Origin of the sequence: Salipiger sp. 1_MG-2023 (genome assembly GCF_030547555.1) — a bacterium.
Taxonomy (GTDB): domain Bacteria; phylum Pseudomonadota; class Alphaproteobacteria; order Rhodobacterales; family Rhodobacteraceae; genus Salipiger.
This window is the reverse complement of sequence record NZ_JAUOQN010000027.1, coordinates 1-18,157: the sequence shown is the minus strand read 5'-3', so window position 1 is coordinate 18,157 and position 18,157 is coordinate 1. Positions and strand designations below refer to the sequence as shown.

The following is an 18,157-nucleotide window of genomic DNA, read 5'->3' as shown; positions in this document are numbered from 1 at the left end:
TATGCCTGACCTGCACAAAGTCGCCCGCGCCCTGATTTCCGTATCCGACAAGAAGGGGCTCATCGAGCTGGGCCAGGCGCTGGCCTCGCGCGGGATCGAGATCCTGTCGACCGGCGGCTCTGCCGCTGCCCTGCGCGCTGAAGGTGTGCCGGTGCGCGATGTCGCCGAGGTGACCGAGTTCCCCGAGATGATGGATGGCCGGGTAAAGACCCTGCACCCGCGCATCCATGGTGGCCTGCTGGCGCTGCGTGACAACGACGCCCATGTCGACGCCATGAAGGGCCATGACATCCCGGAAATCGACTTGCTGGTGGTGAACCTCTACCCGTTCGAGGAAACCGTGGCCAAGGGCGCCGATTACGACACCTGCATCGAGAACATCGACATAGGCGGCCCGGCGATGATCCGCGCCGCGGCCAAGAACCATGCCTTTGTCAACGTCGTGGTCGACGTGGCCGATTACGAGCCGCTGCTGGCCGAGCTTGATGCCAATGACGGCGCCACCAGCTATGCCTTCCGCCAGAAGCTGGCGCAGGTCGCCTATGCCCGCACCGGCGCGTATGACGCCGCTGTGTCGACATGGATGGCGGGCGCGCTGGACGATGCCGCACCGCGCCGCCGCGCCTTTGCCGGAAGCCTCGCGCAGACCCTGCGCTATGGCGAGAACCCGCATCAGGCGGCGTCGTTCTACCGCGATGGCTCGGATCGCCCGGGCGTTGCCAGCGCCGTGCAGCATCAGGGCAAGGAACTGAGCTACAACAACATCAACGACACTGACGCGGCCTTTGAACTCGTGTCGGAATTCCTGCCCGGCGATGGCCCGGCGGTGGCGATCATCAAGCACGCCAACCCCAGTGGTGTGGCGCGCGGGGCGACCCTGCTTGAAGCCTATAAAAAGGCCTATGACTGCGATCGCACCTCGGCCTTTGGCGGCATCGTGGCGCTGAACGGCAAGCTGGACGCAGAAACCGCCGAGGCGATCACCGAGATCTTTACCGAGGTGGTCATCGCGCCGGGCGCGGATGACGCGGCCAAGGAGATCTTTGCCAAGAAGAAGAACCTGCGCCTGCTGACCACCAATGGCGTTGCCAACCCGGGCACGCCCGGCCTGACCTATCGGCAGGTGGCGGGCGGTTTCCTTGTGCAGGACAAGGACACCGGGATGATCGGCCTTGACGATCTGCGGGTGGTGACCAAGCGCCAGCCGACCGACGATGAACTGCGCGACCTGCTGTTTGCGTGGAAGGTGGCCAAGCACGTCAAGTCCAACGCCATCGTCTACGTCAAGGATGGTGCCACCGTCGGCGTTGGCGCGGGCCAGATGAGCCGCCTTGATTCGGCGCTGATCGCCGCCAAGAAGGCCGAGCGCATGGCCGAGGCGATGGGCCTGCCCGAACCGCTGACCAAGGGCTCGGCGGTGGCGTCGGATGCGTTTTTCCCCTTTGCCGACGGGCTGCTCGAAGCGGCGGCGGCGGGCGCGAGCACCGTCATCCAGCCGGGCGGCTCGATGCGCGACGACGAGGTGATCGCCGCCGCTGACGAGGCGGGCCTTGCGATGGTCTTTACCGGAATGCGCCATTTCCGGCACTGAGCCAGATTCGCCAGCCAGACAAAGCAAAAGGGCCGGAGCATCGCTCCGGCCCTCTTTTCATGTGCTGCGCAAGTTTCATGTACGGCGCAGGGGCTCAGCCCGGCGTTTCTTCCAGCCCCTCGGGCTGGCCAATCACGACAAAGCGCAGCGCCTCTGGCTTGAGGATGCGCGATGCGACGCGGTTGACCTCATCCAAGGTCAGGGCCTCGATCTTGTCGTTGCGGGTCAGCACGTAATCCGGGGTCAGCCCGTCCATCTGCATCCCCACAAGAATGCGCGCGATCGGCCCGTTGCCATCGAATCGCAGCGGGTAGGCGCCGGTGAGATAGGTCTGTGCCTGCGTCAGCTCCTCCTGCGTGACGCCGCTTTGCACCATTTTCGCCCATTCGTCACGGATGACTGAGACCGCCTCGGCGATGCGGTCATTGGCCGAGGCGACGCGGCCGACATACAGCTCGGCGTGGTCCATCGGCATCAGGTAGGAATAAACGCCATAGGTCAGCCCGCGCTTCTCGCGCACTTCGTTCATCAGGCGCGCCTCGAATCCGCCGCCGCCAAGGATGGTGTTCAGCACATAGGCGGCAAAGAAATCCGGATCGTCGCGCGTAATGCCCTCATGGCCGAAGATCGCCACCGATTGCGGTGTCTCAAAGGGCACGACGGTCACGCCCGCCGTGGTGGCGACCTGCATGTCCGGCGGCAGCGCTACGCCAGACTCCGGCAGATCCGCCAGCAAATTGTCGATCAGCGCCGACAGCTCGTCCGCCGAGATATCGCCCGCCGCCGAGATATACACCCGATCGCGGGTCATCGCGGCTTGATGCGCGGCGATCAGGTCCGCGCGCGTCAGCGCCGTCACGCTGTCGATGGTGCCGTCCGAGGCGCGGGCATAGGGGTGATCGCCGAACACCAGCGAATCAAAGGCGTGCGAGGCGATGGCGTCGGGGTCCTTGGCATCGCTGGCGATGCCCGACAGCACCTGCTGGCGCACCCGCTCGATGGCATCATCATCAAAACGCGGCTCGATCAGGCTCTGGCGCAGCAGGTCCACCGCCTCATCGCGGTTTTCGGTCAGGAACTGTGCAGAAACGGCGATGCTGTCGGTGCTGGTACGGTAGCGATAGCTGGCCGCCAGCGATTCGCTTGCCTCGGCAAAGGCGGCGGAGTCCATCTCACCCGAGCCTTCCTCAAGCAGGCCGGTCATCAGGTTGATGGCGCCCTCCTTGCCCGGTGCATCCAGCGAGGTGCCGCCCCGAAAGCGGATTTCCAGCGAGGTGAAGGGAATGCTGTCTTCCTGCGCCAGCCATGCGTGAAAACCACCCGGCGTGTCGATTTGCTGAATCTGCATCTCTGCCAGCGCCGGAGAGGCAACAAGCAGCGCGAAAGCGGCGGCGAGAAACGGCTTCATTGGGTCACCTCCTTGCTGGCGGGCAGCGATACCGGCTGCCCTGATGCAGGCGCATCGCGCGCGGGCATCAGGTAGCCGGTGACCGCTTGGCTGGGATCGAACAGGCTGCGCGCGGCGGCGACGATCTCCTCCGGGGTGACCTGCTGCAGGATCTGCGGCCAGTCGTGAATGTCGTCAATGCTAAGGCCGGATGTCAGCGCATCGCCATAGCGCCGCGCCAGCGAGCTGACGTTGTCACGCTCATAGATCGCTTCGGCGCGCAGCTGGAACTTGATCCGGTCAAGCTGTTCCTCGTCAACGCCATCGCTGAGGAAACGCGCCAGCACCTCGTCCATCTGCGCCTCGGCCTGCTCCAGCGTCACCCCCGGCGCGGGCACCACCACAAGACCAAAATCGGTGTCGTCATAGCTGGTGCCATTGTACCACGCGCTGCTGTAGATCGCGGTCTGGCTATCGAATTGCAGCGCCCGCGTCAGAACCGAGGTCTGCCCGCCCGACAACACTTGCGCCAGCAGCGTCAGCGCGGCGGCGGCGCGCTGATCGCCAGCATCGCGTTCGGGCGCAAGGTAACGCCGCATCACATAGGGCTGGGCCACGCGCGGGTCGGACATGCTCAGGCGCCGTTCGGCCAGCTGCGGCGGCTCCTGCGGGCGGATGCGCTCGGCGTCAAGCTCGGGATTCGGGGGCAGGGGGCCGTAGTATTGCTCGGCCAGACGGTGCACCTCGTCGGGGGTGACATCGCCCGCCACGATCACGATGGCGTTGTTGGGCGCATAATTGCGGTGGTAGAAATCATAGGCGGCGGCAAGATCGAGCGTTTCCATCTCGGGGCGCCAGCCGATGATCGGCACGCCGTAGCGGCTGTTCATGAACATCGCCGCGCTCATCTGTTCGCGCATCAGCGCCGAGGGGTCGTTTTCGACACGCATGTTGCGCTCTTCGATGATGACCTGCCGTTCGGTGGCAATGTCCCCCTCGTCGAGCCGCAGGTTGACCATACGGTCGGCTTCCATCTTCATCATCAGGCCAAGGCGGTCGGCGGCGACGTTCTGGAAATAGGCGGTCTGGTCGTACGAGGTGAAGGCGTTGTCGTTGCCGCCGTTCGCGGCCACGGTCTTGCTGAATTCGCCGGGGGCAAGCGTGTCGGTGCCCTTGAACAGCAGATGTTCCAGAAAATGCGCCACGCCGGAACGCCCTGCCGTCTCGTCCGCCGATCCGGCGCGATACCAGACCATATGGGTGACCACCGGCGCGCGATGATCTTCGATCACCACCACCTGCAGCCCGTTGTCCAGCGTGAAGCTCGTCACTTGATCCGGCGCCACGGCGGCGGGTTGTGGCGCGCTGTCCTGCGCGTGCAGGGGGAGGGCGGTAAGCAGGGCGGCAGCAAGGGCCGCAGCGCATTTCAACATCGGCAAGTCACTCCGGTAGGGACGTGGTGCCGGTGACGCTAGACGGGAACGGGGCCCATTCCAAGCCGCGCTTGCGGGATCGTGATGCGCAGTCAGTCGGCGTAATCTGCCGGAGGCGCCGAGGGCGTGCGCGCCCCCGCCCGGCGGAACGCCTCGAGCACCGCGTAGGTATCAAGCCACTGGCTGCGATAGGCGTCGTAATATTCGTCGGTCGGCACGATCTTCCAGCTGAACAGCGACTTGCGCTTGCGGAAGTCCAGATCCTCGGCGGCAAGCTGGGCACGGATCTGCGGATCACGCCCAAAGCGCGAGGCGGTGCTGATAAGCGCGCCCTCAGACACAGGCGAGCCATCGGCCATCAGCCGCGCCGGATTCCCGCCCAGCGCCGCAACGGCATCCGCCTTCGGCGTCTGGTCGGCCTGATTGGCCCCGCCCGGAACCGGTGCAGGCAGCGCGGCGAAATTCGGCGGTGTCTGCAACGGCTTGTTGGGCACGATGGCAAACTCTTCGGGCTTGCCGCTGTTGGCCTGCAGGCGATGCAGGCGAATATCCCGCTCACCCGAGGAACAGGCGCCGAGCAGCAACACTCCCGACATCATTGCGATCTGCGCGAGCTTCATTGCCAGCCTCCGGTTCTCGTCTTCATTCGCTTTAACCTATCGGGCAAGCCTCGTCACGGGGCCTTTTTTCCCGCCCCGGTCTTGCCAGTCCCGGCCCGGTCGCGCCCACCGGGCAACAGCACCAGCCCAAGCGCTCCGGCAAAGATCGCAATGTCGGCAACGTTGAAGGCAAACGGGTTGTCGATGCCACAGCACGACATGTTGAGAAAATCCGCCACCGCGCCGTATAGCAGTCGGTCGACCACGTTGCCCAGCGCGCCGCCGATCAGCAAACCGCCCGCCACGAGTCCGGGCAGCCCCGGCGGGTCGCGCCGCAGCCAGACCACGACAAACAGCACGATGCCAAGCGCCACCGAAATCAGGATCCATTTCGTCGCCTCAGAGCCGCTTCCCAGCAGCCCGAAGTTGATGCCGTAATTCCATGCCATGCGGAAATTCAACAGCGGCGGCAGAACGTCGATGGCATGGCGCACGTCCAGCGCCATCACATGCACGACGATCCATTTGCTCAACTGGTCGATGATGAAGGTGAGCAGCGCCACCCAAGCCACGATCCGCACGTTCTGTCTCCACCTCTTGGGGTTCGCCACGCTCTACCCTCCCGGCGCGCCGTTGAAAAGGTCCGGGGCAGGGTGACGGCGCTCAGCACCGCTCACAAGTGCAAAAGGGCCGGACGAGCCGGCCCCTGCGGGTTTCTTCTGGCGTCAAATATCCCGGGGGAGCCGCAGGCGGGGGCTGCGCCCCCTGCAACGCTGGATCTCAGTCCAGCAGCCCGGCGTGGCGCAGCGCCGCATCCAGCCGCGCCGCGACAGGCTCGCTCACCGGCAACAGCGGCAGGCGCACCTCGTTCTCGCACAGGCCAAGCTTCGACATGGCGTATTTCGCCCCCGACACGCCCGGCTCGGCAAAGATCGCCTGATGCAGCGGCATCAGCTTGTCCTGAAGCTCGAGCGCCTTGGCGAAATCGCCCGCAAGCGTGGCTTCCTGAACCTGCGCGCAAAGCGCCGGCGCCACGTTTGCGGTCACGGAAATGCAGCCGATGCCGCCCTGCGCGTTGAACCCGTGCGCGGTGGCATCCTCGCCCGAGATCTGCAGGAAATCGAGGCCACAGGTGATGCGCTGTGCGCTGACCCGGGCCAGATCGCCTGTCGCGTCCTTGACCCCGACGATGCGCGGCAGCTTGGCAAGCGTGCCCATGGTCGCCGGGCTCATGTCCACCACCGAGCGGCCGGGGATGTTGTAGATCACCAGCGGGATCTCGGCGCAGTCATGCAGCGCGGTGAAATGCGCGATCATCCCAGCCTGCGTCGGCTTGTTGTAATACGGCGTCACCACCAGCGCCGCGTCGGCGCCGATGCGCTTGGCGAATTGCACAAAGCGCATTGCCTCGACCGTGCTATTCGATCCGGCGCCAGCGATCACCGGAATACGGCCCGCCACCGCGTCGACGACGCATTGGATCACGGCTTCATGCTCGGCATGGGTCAGCGTCGGGCTCTCGCCGGTGGTGCCGACGGGAACCAGCCCGTGGCTGCCTTGCGTGACATGCCATTCGACAAGGCGTTTGAGCGTGTCGAAATCCACTGCGCCGTCCTTGAACGGCGTAATCAGGGCGGGCATAGACCCTTTCAACATGACACGCTCCATTTTCTGTTGTCTCCTTGCAGTGAACTGTCCCGTCCTGCCAGAGTTGTGAGTTGGACAGGCAGGGCAGGCAGGGTAGTCTCTGCCGCGCGTCTATTCCTTTTCAAAACGGAAATTGCAAGCTCATGTCTCGCCCCTGGGCCCTGATCCTCTTTCTTCTCGCCGCCGTCCCTGCCTCTGCGCAGCAGGATCGCCCGCTCGCCAAGGCGATGGATGACATGCGCGGCGGCAACTGGGCCGCGGCCCTGATCGATTCGCGCGGGGATGGGCAGGCGGCGCTTGACGTGATCCTGTGGCACTATCTGCGCGCCAGTCGCGGCAATGCCACACAGATCATGGATTTCATCACCCGCAACCCCGACTGGCCGGGCATGGCCTACCTGCGCGAGAAATCCGAGATCGCCATTTCCGAATCCGGCGACATGGATGTGATCGCGAAATTCTTCGACGGCTATCGCCCGCAAAGCGGCGCGGGGGCTCTGGCGCTGGCGCGATCCTACATGGCGCAGGGCCAGCGCGGCGCTGCCGAGGCCGAGGTGGTTCTGGCCTGGCGCACCCTTGTGATGTCGCCCGACGAGCATCGCGCCTTTGTGGAAGACTGGTCCGACCTGCTGAAGCCGCACCATGAGGCGCGGCTGGACATGGCGCTGTGGAAGGGCTGGGAGTCGAACGCGCGGGCCATGCTGCCGCTGGTGTCTGACGGCTGGAAGAAACTGGCCGAGGCGCGGATGGGCCTGCGCGAGATGGCTCCCGGCGTCGACAGGCTGATCGAGGCGGTTCCCGAGGCGCTTGGGAACAATTCGGGGCTGGCCTACGAGCGCTTCCTGTGGCGGGTGCGCAAGGGGCGCAGCGAGGATGCCGTCGCGCTGTTGCTGGAGCGGTCGGAAAGCGCCGAGAGCCTTGGCGAACCCTGGGCCTGGGCGGGCAATCGCGACGATCTTGCCCATACGCTGATGCTCGATGGCAAGGATAAGCTGGCCTATCAGGTCGCCGCGACGCATCGCCTGTCCGAAGGGTCGGATTTTGCCGCGCTGGAATGGCTGGCTGGCTATATTGCGCTGCGCCGTCTTGATGATCCGAAAACCGCGCTGAGCCATTTCCGCGGCCATGGCGACGCGGTCGAATCGCCGATCTCGCGGGGCCGGGCCGGGTATTGGCGGGGCCGGGCGCTCGAGGCGCTGGGCGATTCCGCTGGCGCTCAGACCGCCTACGCCGAGGGCGGCCGCTGGCAAACGTCTTTCTACGGTCTGCTGTCGGCGGAAAAGGCGGGGCTGCCCCTTGATCCCGCGCTGTCGGGCAAAGAGGATTTTCCGCCGTGGCAGGATGCGCCATTTACCGAAAGCAGCGTCTACAAGGCGGCGATTCTGCTACTGGCCTCGGGCGAAAAGACCCTCGGAGAGCGATTCCTGACCCACCTTGCCGAAAGCCTCGACCGACAGCAGATCGGTCAGATGGGGCGGATGCTCGAAGAGATGCAGCTGCCGCATGTGCAGGTGATGCTTGGCAAACGCGCCGCCCGCTACGGGATGGAACTGCCCGGCCCCTATTATGCGCTGCACCCGCAGATCGTGGCGACGCAGTTTCCGGTTCCCAAGGAACTGGTGCTGGCCATTGCCCGGCGCGAATCGGAATTCGATCCGGTGGTGGTCAGCCATGCTGGCGCGCGCGGCTTGATGCAGCTGATGCCGGGCACCGCCAAGGACGTGTCGGGCTGGCTGGGCATCGATTATTCGCTGGATCGCCTGACATCGGATCCGGCCTACAACGCGACGCTTGGCTCGACCTATCTTGCCAGCCTTGCAAAGCGGTTCGACGGCAATATCGTGATGATGGCGGCGGGGTACAATGCTGGGCCGGGGCGGCCGATCCGCTGGATGGATGCCTATGGCGATCCGCGCAACGGCGAGATCGACGTTGTCGACTGGATCGAGCTCATCCCCTTCAACGAGACCCGCAATTACGTGATGCGCGTTGCCGAAAGCCTGCCGGTCTACCGTGCCCGGCTGGGCGAAACCGCCTTGCCGGTGCCGTTCAGCAAGGAACTGGTCGGCAGCACCTTGCGCGCCACCAACTGAGCTGCGGCCTTATCCGACGGCGCGGCGCAGGATCGCCATCGCGTCCTCGGCGCTGGGGGCGCTTTGCACGAAATCGAGCAGCGAGGCCTCGGCGAAGCCCTCGTTGACCACGTGCGAGAGCAGCGCCTTGAGCGGCCCCCAGAAGCCGTCACTGTCGAGCAGCACGATGGCTTTGTCATGCAGGCCCAGCTGTCGCCATGTCAGCACCTCGAAGAACTCGTCGAGGCTTCCGGCGCCGCCCGGTAGCAGCACGATGGCGTCGGCATTCATCACCATCACCTTCTTGCGCTCGTGCATGGTTTCGGTGATCACGAACCGGGTGAGATCGGTCTTGCCGACCTCGCGGGCGAGCAGATGGGTGGGAATCACGCCGAAGGTGTCGCCGCCGCCCTGCTGTGCCGCGCGTGCCACAAGCCCCATCAACCCGACGTCGCCAGCGCCATAGACCAGACGCCAGCCTTCACGGGCGATGGCGGCCCCCAACGCCTCTGCGCTTTGCGCATGCGTTGCATTTTTGCCATTGCGTGCGCCGCAATAGACACAGATCGACTTGGGGCTCATGACACGGCCTCGGTAAATAGGGGATGATCACAGGTGATAACGAGATCGTCACGACTACTCAAGCGGGCGGCATGCCTGTCTGCCCGGCATGCGGGAAGGATACATGGACAACAAGCTTCTCGGATGGGGAATCCTTGGGGCCGTCGCGCTTGCGGCGGCCATGTCCGTGATGAATCTGACGGAACGTCGCGTTCCGGCAGAGCTGAGCTCGGCCTCTTCCGGCACGCCCGCCAAGGTCGCCGCCGTGCCAGAGACGCCCGCCACTGGCGGTGCGCCGGACTCTCCGCCGCCCGCCTCAGAGGTCGTCGCTGAAGCACCGCCGCCGCAATTCGATCTCGTGCGCGCCGACCCCGATGGCACGACGCTGATCGCGGGCAGCGCCGAGCCCGGCGCGCAGGTCTTTGTGCTGCTGGACGGGGTCGCGCTGGGCAGCGCCGAGGCGGATGGGGCGGGCCGCTTTGCCCAGTTTCTCGATCTGCCGCCCAGCGATGCGGCGCGGGTGCTGACGCTCCGCATGTCGCTCGACGGGCGCGAGATCGCCTCGGACGGCGAAGTGATCCTGTCCGCCACGCCGCCGGGCGATCCCGAAGAGCCGTCCGCGCCGATGCCGGATGCCGCCGCGCCAATGGCGGATGCCGGTGCAGAGCAACCGCAGGGCGATGCCATCGCCGAGGTCGACGCGACAGACACCGCTCCGGCCCCTGTTGCGCTGCTCTCGACGCGCGAGGGTGTCGAGCTGATGCAGCCGCCCGGCCCGCCGATTGACGCTGGCGCGGTGGCCATCGACGCGATCACCTATGACGCCACGGGCGAGGTTGCCCTGTCGGGGCGCGGCTCTGCCGATGCGCAGCTGAGGATCTATCTCGACAACCGCGCCATCGGCACTGCGACGGTCCCCGGCGATGGTCGCTGGCAGACCGACCTTCCGGCGATCACTGCGGGCACCTATACGCTGCGGGTCGATCAGATCGGGGCAGGCGGCGACGTGACCGCCCGCGCCGAAAGCCCGTTCCTGCGCGAAAGCGCAGAGACCCTGACGGCGGCAACGGGGGACAGCGGCGCGGCGCTGCGCTTGGTGACGGTACAGCCGGGCCACACGCTCTGGGCGCTGGCGCGCGATCGCTATGGTGACGGCGTCGCCTACATCAAGCTGTTCGAGGCCAACAAGGCGCAGATCCGCAACCCTGACCTGATCTACCCCGGACAGGTGTTCGAACTGCCCGACTGACGCGCTGCGCCAGTCCACAGCCACGCCGTTCTCCGCGCGCGCCGGGTCTCTGGCATCCTGCCCTGCGCCGCGTTAAGCCCGAGGTCAGCGAAAGGAGCCGCCATGCCGCCCGAGACCGATACCGAGATTGCCCGCGAGGAACGTGGCTCTGCGTGGCGCACCATTCAGCGGGTCGGTCCCTACCTGTGGCCGAATGGCGAGGGCTGGGTGAAACGGCGCGTGGTCATGGCGCTGCTACTGTTGCTGGTGGCCAAGCTGATTTCCGTCGGCACGCCGATCCTGTACAAGCGCGCGGTCGACAGCCTGTCGGGCGAGGTGCCCGACCTTGCGCTTGGCGCTGTCGGGCTGACCGTCGCCTATGGGGTTGCGCGGCTGACCACCGTCGGTTTTCAGCAATTGCGCGATGGCGTGTTTGCCCGCGTCGGTCAGCATGCCTTGCGCCGCCTTGCGCTGGAGACCTTTACCCATATCCACCGCCTGTCGATGCGCTATCACATCACCCGCAAGACCGGCGGGCTGAGCCGCATCATCGAGCGCGGCGTCAAGGGCGTGGACTTTCTGCTGCGCTTCATGCTGTTCAGCGTCGGCCCGCTGATCATCGAGCTGCTGCTGGTCGGTGCGGTGCTGTTCTGGCTGTTCGACGTCTGGTATCTTGCGGTCGTTGCGATCACCATCGCGCTGTATGTCTGGTTCACCTTTGCGGTGACCGAATGGCGGGTGCGCCTGCGTCGCATCATGAACGCGCAGGACACCGACGCCAATCAAAAGGCCATCGACAGCCTACTCAACTTCGAGACGGTGAAATATTTCGGCGCCGAAAGCCGCGAGGCGCAGCGCTACGATGCCGCGATGGCGGGTTATGAGGCGGCGGCGGTCAAGACAACCACATCGCTGGCGTTTCTGAACTTTGGGCAAAGCCTGCTGATCACCTGCGGCCTTGTCATCGTCATGGTGATGGCGGCGCTGGGCGTGCAGAACGGCAGCCTGACCGTGGGCGATTTCGTCATGGTGAATGCCTACATGATCCAGATCACCATGCCGCTGAACTTTCTTGGCACGGTCTATCGCGAGATCCGGCAGAGCCTTGTCGACATGGGCCAGATGTTCGATCTGCTCGACCAGCCGCAAGAGGTCACCGACAAGCCCGGCGCGCCAGCCATCGCCGTCGCTGGCGGCGTGGTTGAATTCGACAACATCCGCTTTGGTTATGATTCCGCGCGCCCGATCCTTCAGGGCGTGTCGCTGACCGTGGGCGCGGGGCAGAACGTTGCGCTGGTCGGGCCGTCGGGGTCGGGGAAATCGACCATCGGGCGGCTGCTGTTCCGATTCTATGATGTTGGCGGCGGGGCGATCCGCATCGACGGGCAGGATCTGCGCGATGTCACGCAAGACAGCCTGCATTCGGTGATTGGCGTGGTGCCGCAGGACACGGTGCTGTTCAACGATACCATCCGCTACAACATCGCCTATGGCCGCGCTGATGCCACCGAAGCCGAGATCATCGCCGCCGCCCGCGCCGCGCAGATCCATGAGTTCATCACCAGCCTGCCCGAAGGCTACGACACCGCCGTTGGCGAGCGCGGGCTCAAGCTGTCGGGCGGCGAAAAGCAGCGGGTGGGCATTGCGCGCACGCTGCTCAAGAATCCTCCGATCCTGCTGCTCGACGAGGCGACAAGCGCGCTCGACACCGAAACCGAGGCCGAGATTCAGGGCGCGCTGAAACGCGCCGGGGAAGGCCGCACCGTGATCACCATCGCGCATCGGCTGTCGACCATCGCCGATGCCGACCGGATCGTGGTGCTGGAAAAGGGTCTTGTTGTCGAAGAGGGCACTCATGAGGAACTTCTGGCGAGGCAGGGGCGCTATGCCCAGCTTTGGGCGCGTCAGCAGGCTGAACGTGATGACGCCTGATCGCGGCGCTTGGCCTGCGCCAGAGAATTTGCGAGCAATTGGTCAGATAATGTGACCGCACTTGTTTCCGATCGGAAACTTGCCTAGACCTGAGCATAATTGACCCCGTTCGGAGACCTTTACATGAGCACGCGCACCCCTCGTAGCGATCTGTCCGTCGACACGGTCCTTGCGGATTTCATCGAAGCGCAGGCATTGCCCGGCACCGGCATCGACGCCCAGACCTTCTGGGCGAAGCTGTCCGAGCTGGCGCATGTGCTTGGCCCGCGCAACCGGGCGCTGCTCGAAAAGCGCGACGAGATGCAGGGGCTGATTGACGGCTGGCATCTGGAGCGCAAGGGCAAGCCGCATGATGCCGCAGCCTACCGCGCCTTTCTGGAAAAAATCGGCTACATCGTGCCCGAAGGCGGCGATTTCACCATCGACACGCAGGACACTGACCCCGAATTCGCCTCGGTTCCCGGCCCGCAGCTGGTGGTGCCGATCACCAATGCCCGCTACGCGCTGAACGCGGCGAACGCGCGCTGGGGCTCGCTCTACGATGCGCTTTACGGCACCGATGCGCTGGGCACCCTGCCGCAGAAGGGCGGATTCGACATGTCCCGCGCTGGCGATGTGGTGGCGCGCGCCAAGGCGTTCCTTGATGAGAGCTTCCCGGTCGAGGGCGGTCAACATGACGGCGCGGATGGCTACAGCATCGTCGACGGCGCGCTTCAGGTCGGCGGCAAGCCGCTGCGCGATCCGGCGCAGTTCGCTGGCTATCGCGGCGATGCAGCGGCGCCGAGCGCGATGCTGCTGCGCAACAATGGCCTGCATGTCGAGCTGGTCATCGACCGCGACCATTTCATCGGCAAGACCGACAGCGCCGGGCTGGCCGACGTGCTGATGGAAGCCGCCGTCTCTGCTATCATGGATTGCGAGGATTCGGTGGCCTGCGTCGATGCGCAGGACAAGACGCAGGCCTATGCCAACTGGCTGGGCCTGATGAAGGGCGATCTCGCCGATACTTTCGAAAAGGGCGGCAAGAGCGTCACCCGCACGCTGGCGGCGGACCGCAGCTATACCGCGCCCGATGGCTCGGAGCTGACGCTCAAGGGTCGCTCGCTGATGCTGGTGCGCAATGTTGGCCACCTGATGACCAACCCCGCGATCCTGCTCAAGGACGGCTCCGAGATCTACGAGGGGCTCATGGATGCGATGATCACCACGCTGATCGCCATGCATGATCTTGCGCGCGAGGGCGGCAATTCGGTCAAGGGCTCGGTCTATGTGGTCAAGCCCAAGATGCACGGGCCCGAAGAGGTGGCCTTTGCCGACGAGATCTTCAGCTTTGTCGAAGAAGCGCTCGGCCTGCCACAATACACCGTCAAGCTGGGCATCATGGATGAGGAGCGGCGCACCAGCGTCAATCTCAAGGAATGCATCCGGGCGGCGAAGCACCGGGTGGCCTTTATCAACACCGGCTTCCTCGACCGCACCGGCGACGAGATGCACACCTCGATGGAAGCGGGGCCGATGCTGCGCAAGGGCGACATGAAGGGCACCGCCTGGATTGCCTCCTACGAGGATCGCAACGTCGATATCGGGCTGGCCTGCGGGCTGCGCGGCAAGGCGCAGATCGGCAAGGGCATGTGGGCTATGCCGGACCTGATGGCCGACATGCTCAAGGCCAAGATCGGCCATCCCAAAGCCGGGGCAACCTGTGCATGGGTGCCGTCGCCCACCGCCGCCACGCTGCACGCGCTGCATTACCACATGGTCGATGTCGCCGCCGTTCAGGCCGAGCTTGCGGCAGGCGGGCCGCGCGGCACGCTGGACGATCTGCTGACCATCCCGGTGGCGCAGGGCGCCAACTGGTCCGAGGACGAGATCCGCGAAGAGATCGAGAACAACGCGCAGGGCATCCTTGGCTACGTGGTGCGCTGGGTCGATCAGGGCGTGGGCTGTTCCAAGGTGCCCGACATCCACGACGTTGGGCTGATGGAAGACCGGGCGACCTGCCGGATTTCCTCGCAGCATCTGGCGAACTGGCTGCATCACGGCGTGGTCTCGGAAGACGAGGTCATGGCGGCGATGAAGAAGATGGCCGAGGTGGTTGACCGTCAGAATGCCGGGGACGCGGCCTATGTGCCGATGGCGCCGGGTTTTGACGGGGTGGCGTTCAAGGCGGCCTGCGATCTGGTCTTTGACGGGCATGTGCAGCCGTCGGGCTATACCGAACCGGTGCTGCACCGTCGCCGGCTTGAGCTGAAGGCGGGATAAGCCCCGCACATTTATTCTGAAACGTTGAAAAGGAGAACGCTCATGGCGTCGATTTCACTGAGCCGTGCGCGGCAGATGATCCGCAAGACACTGGAAGCTGGCCGGGAAGCAGAGATGAACCCGCTGTCGGTGGTGGTGCTGGACAATGGCGGCCACGTTATCGCATTTGAACGTCAGGACGGGGCAAGCCCGGGCCGCTTTGCCATCGCGCATGGCAAGGCGTATGGTGCGGTGATGCTGGGTATGCCCGGCAGCGCACAGATGGCGCGCGCTGAGGCACAGCCCTATTTCGTTGCCGCCGCCAACGGTGCTTTCGGAGGCGCGATGATTCCGGTGCCGGGCGGCATTTTGATCAAGGATTCCAAGGGCCGCACCCTTGGCGCGCTGGGCGTGACCGGCGATAGCTCTGACAATGACGCGGCTGCTGGAAAAGCGGGCGTCGAGGCGGCCGGACTGGTTGCCGCGATCTGAGCAACCTTTCTTAAATGCTGCTCCTGCATTATATTCCGATGCAGGAGCAGCAAGAAGAGGTTCACATGGCCCGCCCCGTGGTCGGTATCATCGGCAACTTCCACATGATCAACGACAGCTACCCCGCCCATGCAGGGGGCGAGATGAACACCGAGGCCGTGTCTTGCGTGTCCGGTTGCCTGCCCCTGCTTGTCGCGCCCGATCCGCGGTTTGTCTCGGTCGACGAGTTGATGGAGATCTGCGACGGGTTCCTGCTGACCGGCGGGCGCCCCAACGTACATCCCGAAGAATATGGCGAACAGGCGACCGAGGCGCATGGCACCTTTGACCGTGCCCGCGATGCCATCGTGCTGCCGCTGGTGCGGGCCTGTGTTGAGCGTGGGCAGCCCTTCATGGGCATTTGCCGCGGTTTTCAGGAGGTGAACGTGGCCATGGGCGGCTCGCTTTATCCCGAAATCCGCGATCTGCCGGGGCGGATGAATCACCGGATGCCCCCCGACGGTACGCTCGAAGAGAAATTCGCGCTGCGCCACAAGGTGTCGCTGGCCGAGGGCGGTTGCTTTCACCAGCTGTTCGGCGCCAATGAGGTGATGACCAACACCCTGCACGGGCAGGGGATCAAGACCCCCGGTGCGCAGATCGAAATCGAAGGTTACGCGCCCGATGGCACCCCCGAGGCGCTTCGCGTCAGGGGCGCGCAGGGGTTCACCCTGTCGGTGCAGTGGCATCCCGAATGGGACGCGGCCAATGATCCGGTTTCGCGCCCGCTGTTCGAGGCCTTTGGCAGCGCCGTGCGCGATTTCGCCCTGCGCCGTTGCGCGCCGCAGAGAATTTCCGCCTAGGCGAGGCAGGAGCGGCTTTTACGGTCTTACCGGTATGGAAACGCTGCCCGTGACCGCCGCGCGCGGGTTCAGGTCACAGGTTTGCGCCTGTGGTATTTCGGGTGATCCCAAAGCGCGCCGCGCAGGATGCGGGCCAGCACCTCGACGGCTTCCTTGATTTCGGTCTCGCCGATATACAGCGGCGTGATGCCAAAGCGCAGAACGTCGGGGGCGCGGAAATCGCCGATGACGCCAAGGTCGATCAGCGCCTGCATGATCGCATAGCCATGTTCCGAGCGGAACGAGACCTGAGAGCCGCGCGCCTCGTTTTCGCGCGGCGTGGCGAGTTTCAGGCCGGGGCAATTCATTTCGATCTCTTCGATCATCAGCCCGGTCAGTTCGAGCGAGCGTTTGCGCAGACGCCCCATGTCGACCTTGTCCCAGACGTCGAGCGCCGCGTCGAGCGCCGCCATCTGCAGCACCGGCGGGGTGCCGACGCGCATCCGCTCGATGCCTTCGGCAGGGCGGTAACCCGGTTCGAAGGAAAAGGGCTTGTCATGGCCAAGCCAGCCGCACAGCGCCGGTTCAACATGATCGACATGTTCGGGCGATACATAGATAAAGGCGGGCGCACCGGGGCCGGCGTTGATGTATTTATAGGTGCAGCCAACGGCGAAATCGGCGCCTCCGGCGGCGACATGCACCGGCAGCGCGCCGACGGAATGCGCCAGATCCCAGATCACCATCGCGCCCATGTCATGCGCCTTGCGGGTCAGCGCCTTGAGATCGTGCCGTCGCCCGGTGCGGTAATCCACCTCGGTCACCAGCAGCACGCCGACCTCTTCGGTGATCGCATCCTCTAGCTCGTGCGGGGCGACGAGGCGCAGTTCGTGCCGGTCGCCAAGCATGTGGATCAGCCCTTCGGCCATATACAGATCCGACGGGAAATTGCCCCGGTCCGACAGGATCACCCGCCGTTCCGGCACCACCTGAAGCGCCGCCGACAGCGCCTGAAACACCTTGATCGACAGGGTGTCGCCCACCACGACATGACCTTCCTCGGCGCCGATCAGGCGGCCAAGCCGGTCGCCAAGGCGGCGCGGCATCTGCATCCAGCCGCAGGCGTTCCAGCCGGTGATCAGCCGCTCGCCCCATTCCTCGGTCATCATCCGTTCCAGCCTGGCCGGCGTCGCCTTGGGCATCGGCCCCAGCGAATTGCCATCAAGATAGATCAGCCCCAGCGGAATGTGGAACTGGTCGCGAGTCCAGGCGAAATCGGTCAATGGGTCCTCCGGGCGTGGCGTTCTGGCAACCTGACCCGGATTCGCGGGATCGGCAAGCCGCCTCGTCCGCGCGGGGGCGCAGCGGCCACAATCTGCGCGATCTGCGCCGCCATCCCGCCCCGCGAGGCGCTGCCGATTTGCGGGGGCTTGCGGCAGGCGCGGAACTGAGGGAACCTGCCATCTGCGAAACCATCGGGGGCGGGCAATGCCGAGAAAATGGATCGATATTCCGCCGCTGTGGTTGGCCGCTTTCCTGTTGCTCGCTTGGTGGCAGGCGCGTCACCATCCGCTGGGATTGAGCTTTGGCCCGGTCTGGGCGGATCTTTTGGGCGGCGTCATGCTGGGCGCGGGGCTGCTGGTGATGGCGCTGGCCATCACCGAAATGCGGCGCAACCGCACCACGATTATGCCGCATGGCGAAGCGACGCAGCTTGTGACCAGCGGGATCTTCAGTCGGTCGCGCAACCCGATCTATCTTGCCGACAGCCTGATCCTTACGGGGCTGGTGCTTTACTGGGATGCGGTCCCGTCGCTTGCATTGGTTCCGATTTTTGTCTGGGTTATCGAAAAGAGGTTTATCGAGAAGGAAGAGATGTTTTTGCGACGCAAGTTTGTTGCTCGATATGAGCGATATTTGCAGCAAACGCGAAGATGGCTTTGATATTCCGTCCGGATTCCATTAGACGACGCGATGACGTTGCGGCCGGCTGGCCGCGCCTGTAGCACTTGTGCCGACGGCCTGATTGGCCTGAGACGGCAAAGACGCCTCAGAAACAGAGGGAGATGAGGAACGTGAAGATAGGGACGCCGAAGGAGCTAGTGCCTGGTGAGAACCGGGTAGCGCTGACGCCGGAGTCGGCGCGTGCGTTG

15 protein-coding genes are annotated in these 18,157 nt (G+C 64.9%); 8 read left to right on the top strand and 7 right to left on the bottom strand.

Features of this window, described 5'->3' with window-relative positions:
• Nucleotide 1: 1 nt before the first annotated feature.
• The gene (gene purH, locus Q4543_RS13735; protein ID WP_303439044.1) at nucleotides 2–1,591 is read left to right on the top strand and encodes a bifunctional phosphoribosylaminoimidazolecarboxamide formyltransferase/IMP cyclohydrolase; all 1,590 of its coding nucleotides are present in this window, start codon (nucleotides 2–4) and stop codon (nucleotides 1,589–1,591) included.
• Between the two features lie 94 nt (nucleotides 1,592–1,685).
• Here purH and Q4543_RS13730 read toward each other — a convergent pair whose 3' ends face one another.
• From Q4543_RS13730 to dapA, 5 genes are all read right to left on the bottom strand, one after another.
• Complete coding sequence (locus Q4543_RS13730; protein ID WP_303439043.1) at nucleotides 1,686–2,999, bottom strand: pitrilysin family protein; 1,314 nt, start codon at nucleotides 2,997–2,999, stop codon at nucleotides 1,686–1,688.
• Nucleotides 2,996–4,411 (bottom strand): pitrilysin family protein, encoded by a 1,416-nt coding sequence (locus tag Q4543_RS13725; protein WP_303439042.1) that lies wholly within the window; start codon nucleotides 4,409–4,411, stop codon nucleotides 2,996–2,998. Before Q4543_RS13725 ends, Q4543_RS13730 begins: the two co-directional genes overlap by 4 nt.
• 92 nt (nucleotides 4,412–4,503) lie before the next feature.
• Nucleotides 4,504–5,031, bottom strand: a complete 528-nt coding sequence (locus tag Q4543_RS13720; RefSeq protein WP_303439041.1) for a DUF3035 domain-containing protein — start codon at nucleotides 5,029–5,031, stop codon at nucleotides 4,504–4,506.
• A 53-nt stretch (nucleotides 5,032–5,084) separates the two neighbouring features.
• Entirely contained in the window at nucleotides 5,085–5,591 is a 507-nt protein-coding gene (lspA, locus tag Q4543_RS13715) for a signal peptidase II (RefSeq protein ID WP_303439040.1), read from the bottom strand.
• 199 nt (nucleotides 5,592–5,790) lie between these two features.
• Nucleotides 5,791–6,666, bottom strand: coding sequence for a 4-hydroxy-tetrahydrodipicolinate synthase (dapA, locus tag Q4543_RS13710; protein ID WP_216005392.1), 876 nt, complete (start codon nucleotides 6,664–6,666; stop codon nucleotides 5,791–5,793).
• 134 nt (nucleotides 6,667–6,800) lie between these two features.
• On the opposite strand from dapA, the gene Q4543_RS13705 reads away from it, so the two are divergent.
• Nucleotides 6,801–8,750, top strand: coding sequence for a lytic transglycosylase domain-containing protein (locus tag Q4543_RS13705; protein ID WP_303439039.1), 1,950 nt, complete (start codon nucleotides 6,801–6,803; stop codon nucleotides 8,748–8,750).
• Nucleotides 8,751–8,759: 9 nt separating this feature from the next.
• On the opposite strand, the gene Q4543_RS13700 is transcribed toward Q4543_RS13705, so the two are convergent.
• A complete protein-coding gene (locus Q4543_RS13700; RefSeq protein WP_303439038.1) occupies nucleotides 8,760–9,311 on the bottom strand; it encodes a TIGR00730 family Rossman fold protein in 552 nt (183 codons plus the stop codon).
• 103 nt (nucleotides 9,312–9,414) lie between these two features.
• On the opposite strand from Q4543_RS13700, the gene Q4543_RS13695 reads away from it, so the two are divergent.
• The 5 genes from Q4543_RS13695 (at nucleotide 9,415) to Q4543_RS13675 (ending at nucleotide 16,025) form a co-directional block, all read left to right on the top strand.
• Nucleotides 9,415–10,539 (top strand): LysM peptidoglycan-binding domain-containing protein, encoded by a 1,125-nt coding sequence (locus tag Q4543_RS13695; protein ID WP_303439037.1) that lies wholly within the window; start codon nucleotides 9,415–9,417, stop codon nucleotides 10,537–10,539.
• 102 nt (nucleotides 10,540–10,641) lie between these two features.
• Nucleotides 10,642–12,450 (top strand): ABC transporter ATP-binding protein/permease, encoded by a 1,809-nt coding sequence (locus tag Q4543_RS13690; RefSeq protein ID WP_303439036.1) that lies wholly within the window; start codon nucleotides 10,642–10,644, stop codon nucleotides 12,448–12,450.
• A 123-nt stretch (nucleotides 12,451–12,573) separates the two neighbouring features.
• On the top strand, nucleotides 12,574–14,712 hold the full coding sequence (locus tag Q4543_RS13685; RefSeq protein WP_303439035.1) for a malate synthase G: 2,139 nt from the start codon (nucleotides 12,574–12,576) through the stop codon (nucleotides 14,710–14,712).
• 42 nt (nucleotides 14,713–14,754) lie between these two features.
• Entirely contained in the window at nucleotides 14,755–15,183 is a 429-nt protein-coding gene (locus Q4543_RS13680; protein ID WP_216005398.1) for a heme-binding protein, read from the top strand.
• Nucleotides 15,184–15,248: 65 nt separating this feature from the next.
• Entirely contained in the window at nucleotides 15,249–16,025 is a 777-nt protein-coding gene (locus Q4543_RS13675) for a gamma-glutamyl-gamma-aminobutyrate hydrolase family protein (RefSeq protein WP_303439034.1), read from the top strand.
• A 68-nt stretch (nucleotides 16,026–16,093) separates the two neighbouring features.
• Here Q4543_RS13675 and kynU read toward each other — a convergent pair whose 3' ends face one another.
• A complete protein-coding gene (gene kynU / locus Q4543_RS13670; protein ID WP_303439033.1) occupies nucleotides 16,094–17,287 on the bottom strand; it encodes a kynureninase in 1,194 nt (397 codons plus the stop codon).
• Between the two features lie 205 nt (nucleotides 17,288–17,492).
• Between kynU and Q4543_RS13665 the strand changes: the two genes are divergently transcribed.
• Complete coding sequence (locus tag Q4543_RS13665; protein ID WP_216005412.1) at nucleotides 17,493–17,948, top strand: isoprenylcysteine carboxylmethyltransferase family protein; 456 nt, start codon at nucleotides 17,493–17,495, stop codon at nucleotides 17,946–17,948.
• Nucleotides 17,949–18,157 lie beyond the last annotated feature (209 nt).

Excerpts from the sequence above, each read along its gene's own strand:
- Q4543_RS13680 (WP_216005398.1), top strand. The coding sequence starts at position 14,755 with ATGGCGTCGATTTCACTGAGCCGTGCGCGGCAGATGATCCGCAAGACA.
- Q4543_RS13705 (WP_303439039.1), top strand. The coding sequence starts at position 6,801 with ATGTCTCGCCCCTGGGCCCTGATCCTCTTTCTTCTCGCCGCCGTCCCT.
- Q4543_RS13700 (WP_303439038.1), bottom strand. The coding sequence starts at position 9,311 with ATGAGCCCCAAGTCGATCTGTGTCTATTGCGGCGCACGCAATGGCAAA.
- Q4543_RS13685 (WP_303439035.1), top strand. The coding sequence starts at position 12,574 with ATGAGCACGCGCACCCCTCGTAGCGATCTGTCCGTCGACACGGTCCTT.
- Q4543_RS13665 (WP_216005412.1), top strand. The coding sequence starts at position 17,493 with ATGCCGAGAAAATGGATCGATATTCCGCCGCTGTGGTTGGCCGCTTTC.
- Q4543_RS13730 (WP_303439043.1), bottom strand. The coding sequence starts at position 2,999 with ATGAAGCCGTTTCTCGCCGCCGCTTTCGCGCTGCTTGTTGCCTCTCCG.
- Q4543_RS13725 (WP_303439042.1), bottom strand. The coding sequence starts at position 4,411 with ATGTTGAAATGCGCTGCGGCCCTTGCTGCCGCCCTGCTTACCGCCCTC.
- Q4543_RS13690 (WP_303439036.1), top strand. The coding sequence starts at position 10,642 with ATGCCGCCCGAGACCGATACCGAGATTGCCCGCGAGGAACGTGGCTCT.
- dapA (WP_216005392.1), bottom strand. The coding sequence starts at position 6,666 with ATGTTGAAAGGGTCTATGCCCGCCCTGATTACGCCGTTCAAGGACGGC.
- Q4543_RS13675 (WP_303439034.1), top strand. The coding sequence starts at position 15,249 with ATGGCCCGCCCCGTGGTCGGTATCATCGGCAACTTCCACATGATCAAC.
- Q4543_RS13720 (WP_303439041.1), bottom strand. The coding sequence starts at position 5,031 with ATGAAGCTCGCGCAGATCGCAATGATGTCGGGAGTGTTGCTGCTCGGC.
- purH (WP_303439044.1), top strand. The coding sequence starts at position 2 with ATGCCTGACCTGCACAAAGTCGCCCGCGCCCTGATTTCCGTATCCGAC.
- Q4543_RS13695 (WP_303439037.1), top strand. The coding sequence starts at position 9,415 with ATGGACAACAAGCTTCTCGGATGGGGAATCCTTGGGGCCGTCGCGCTT.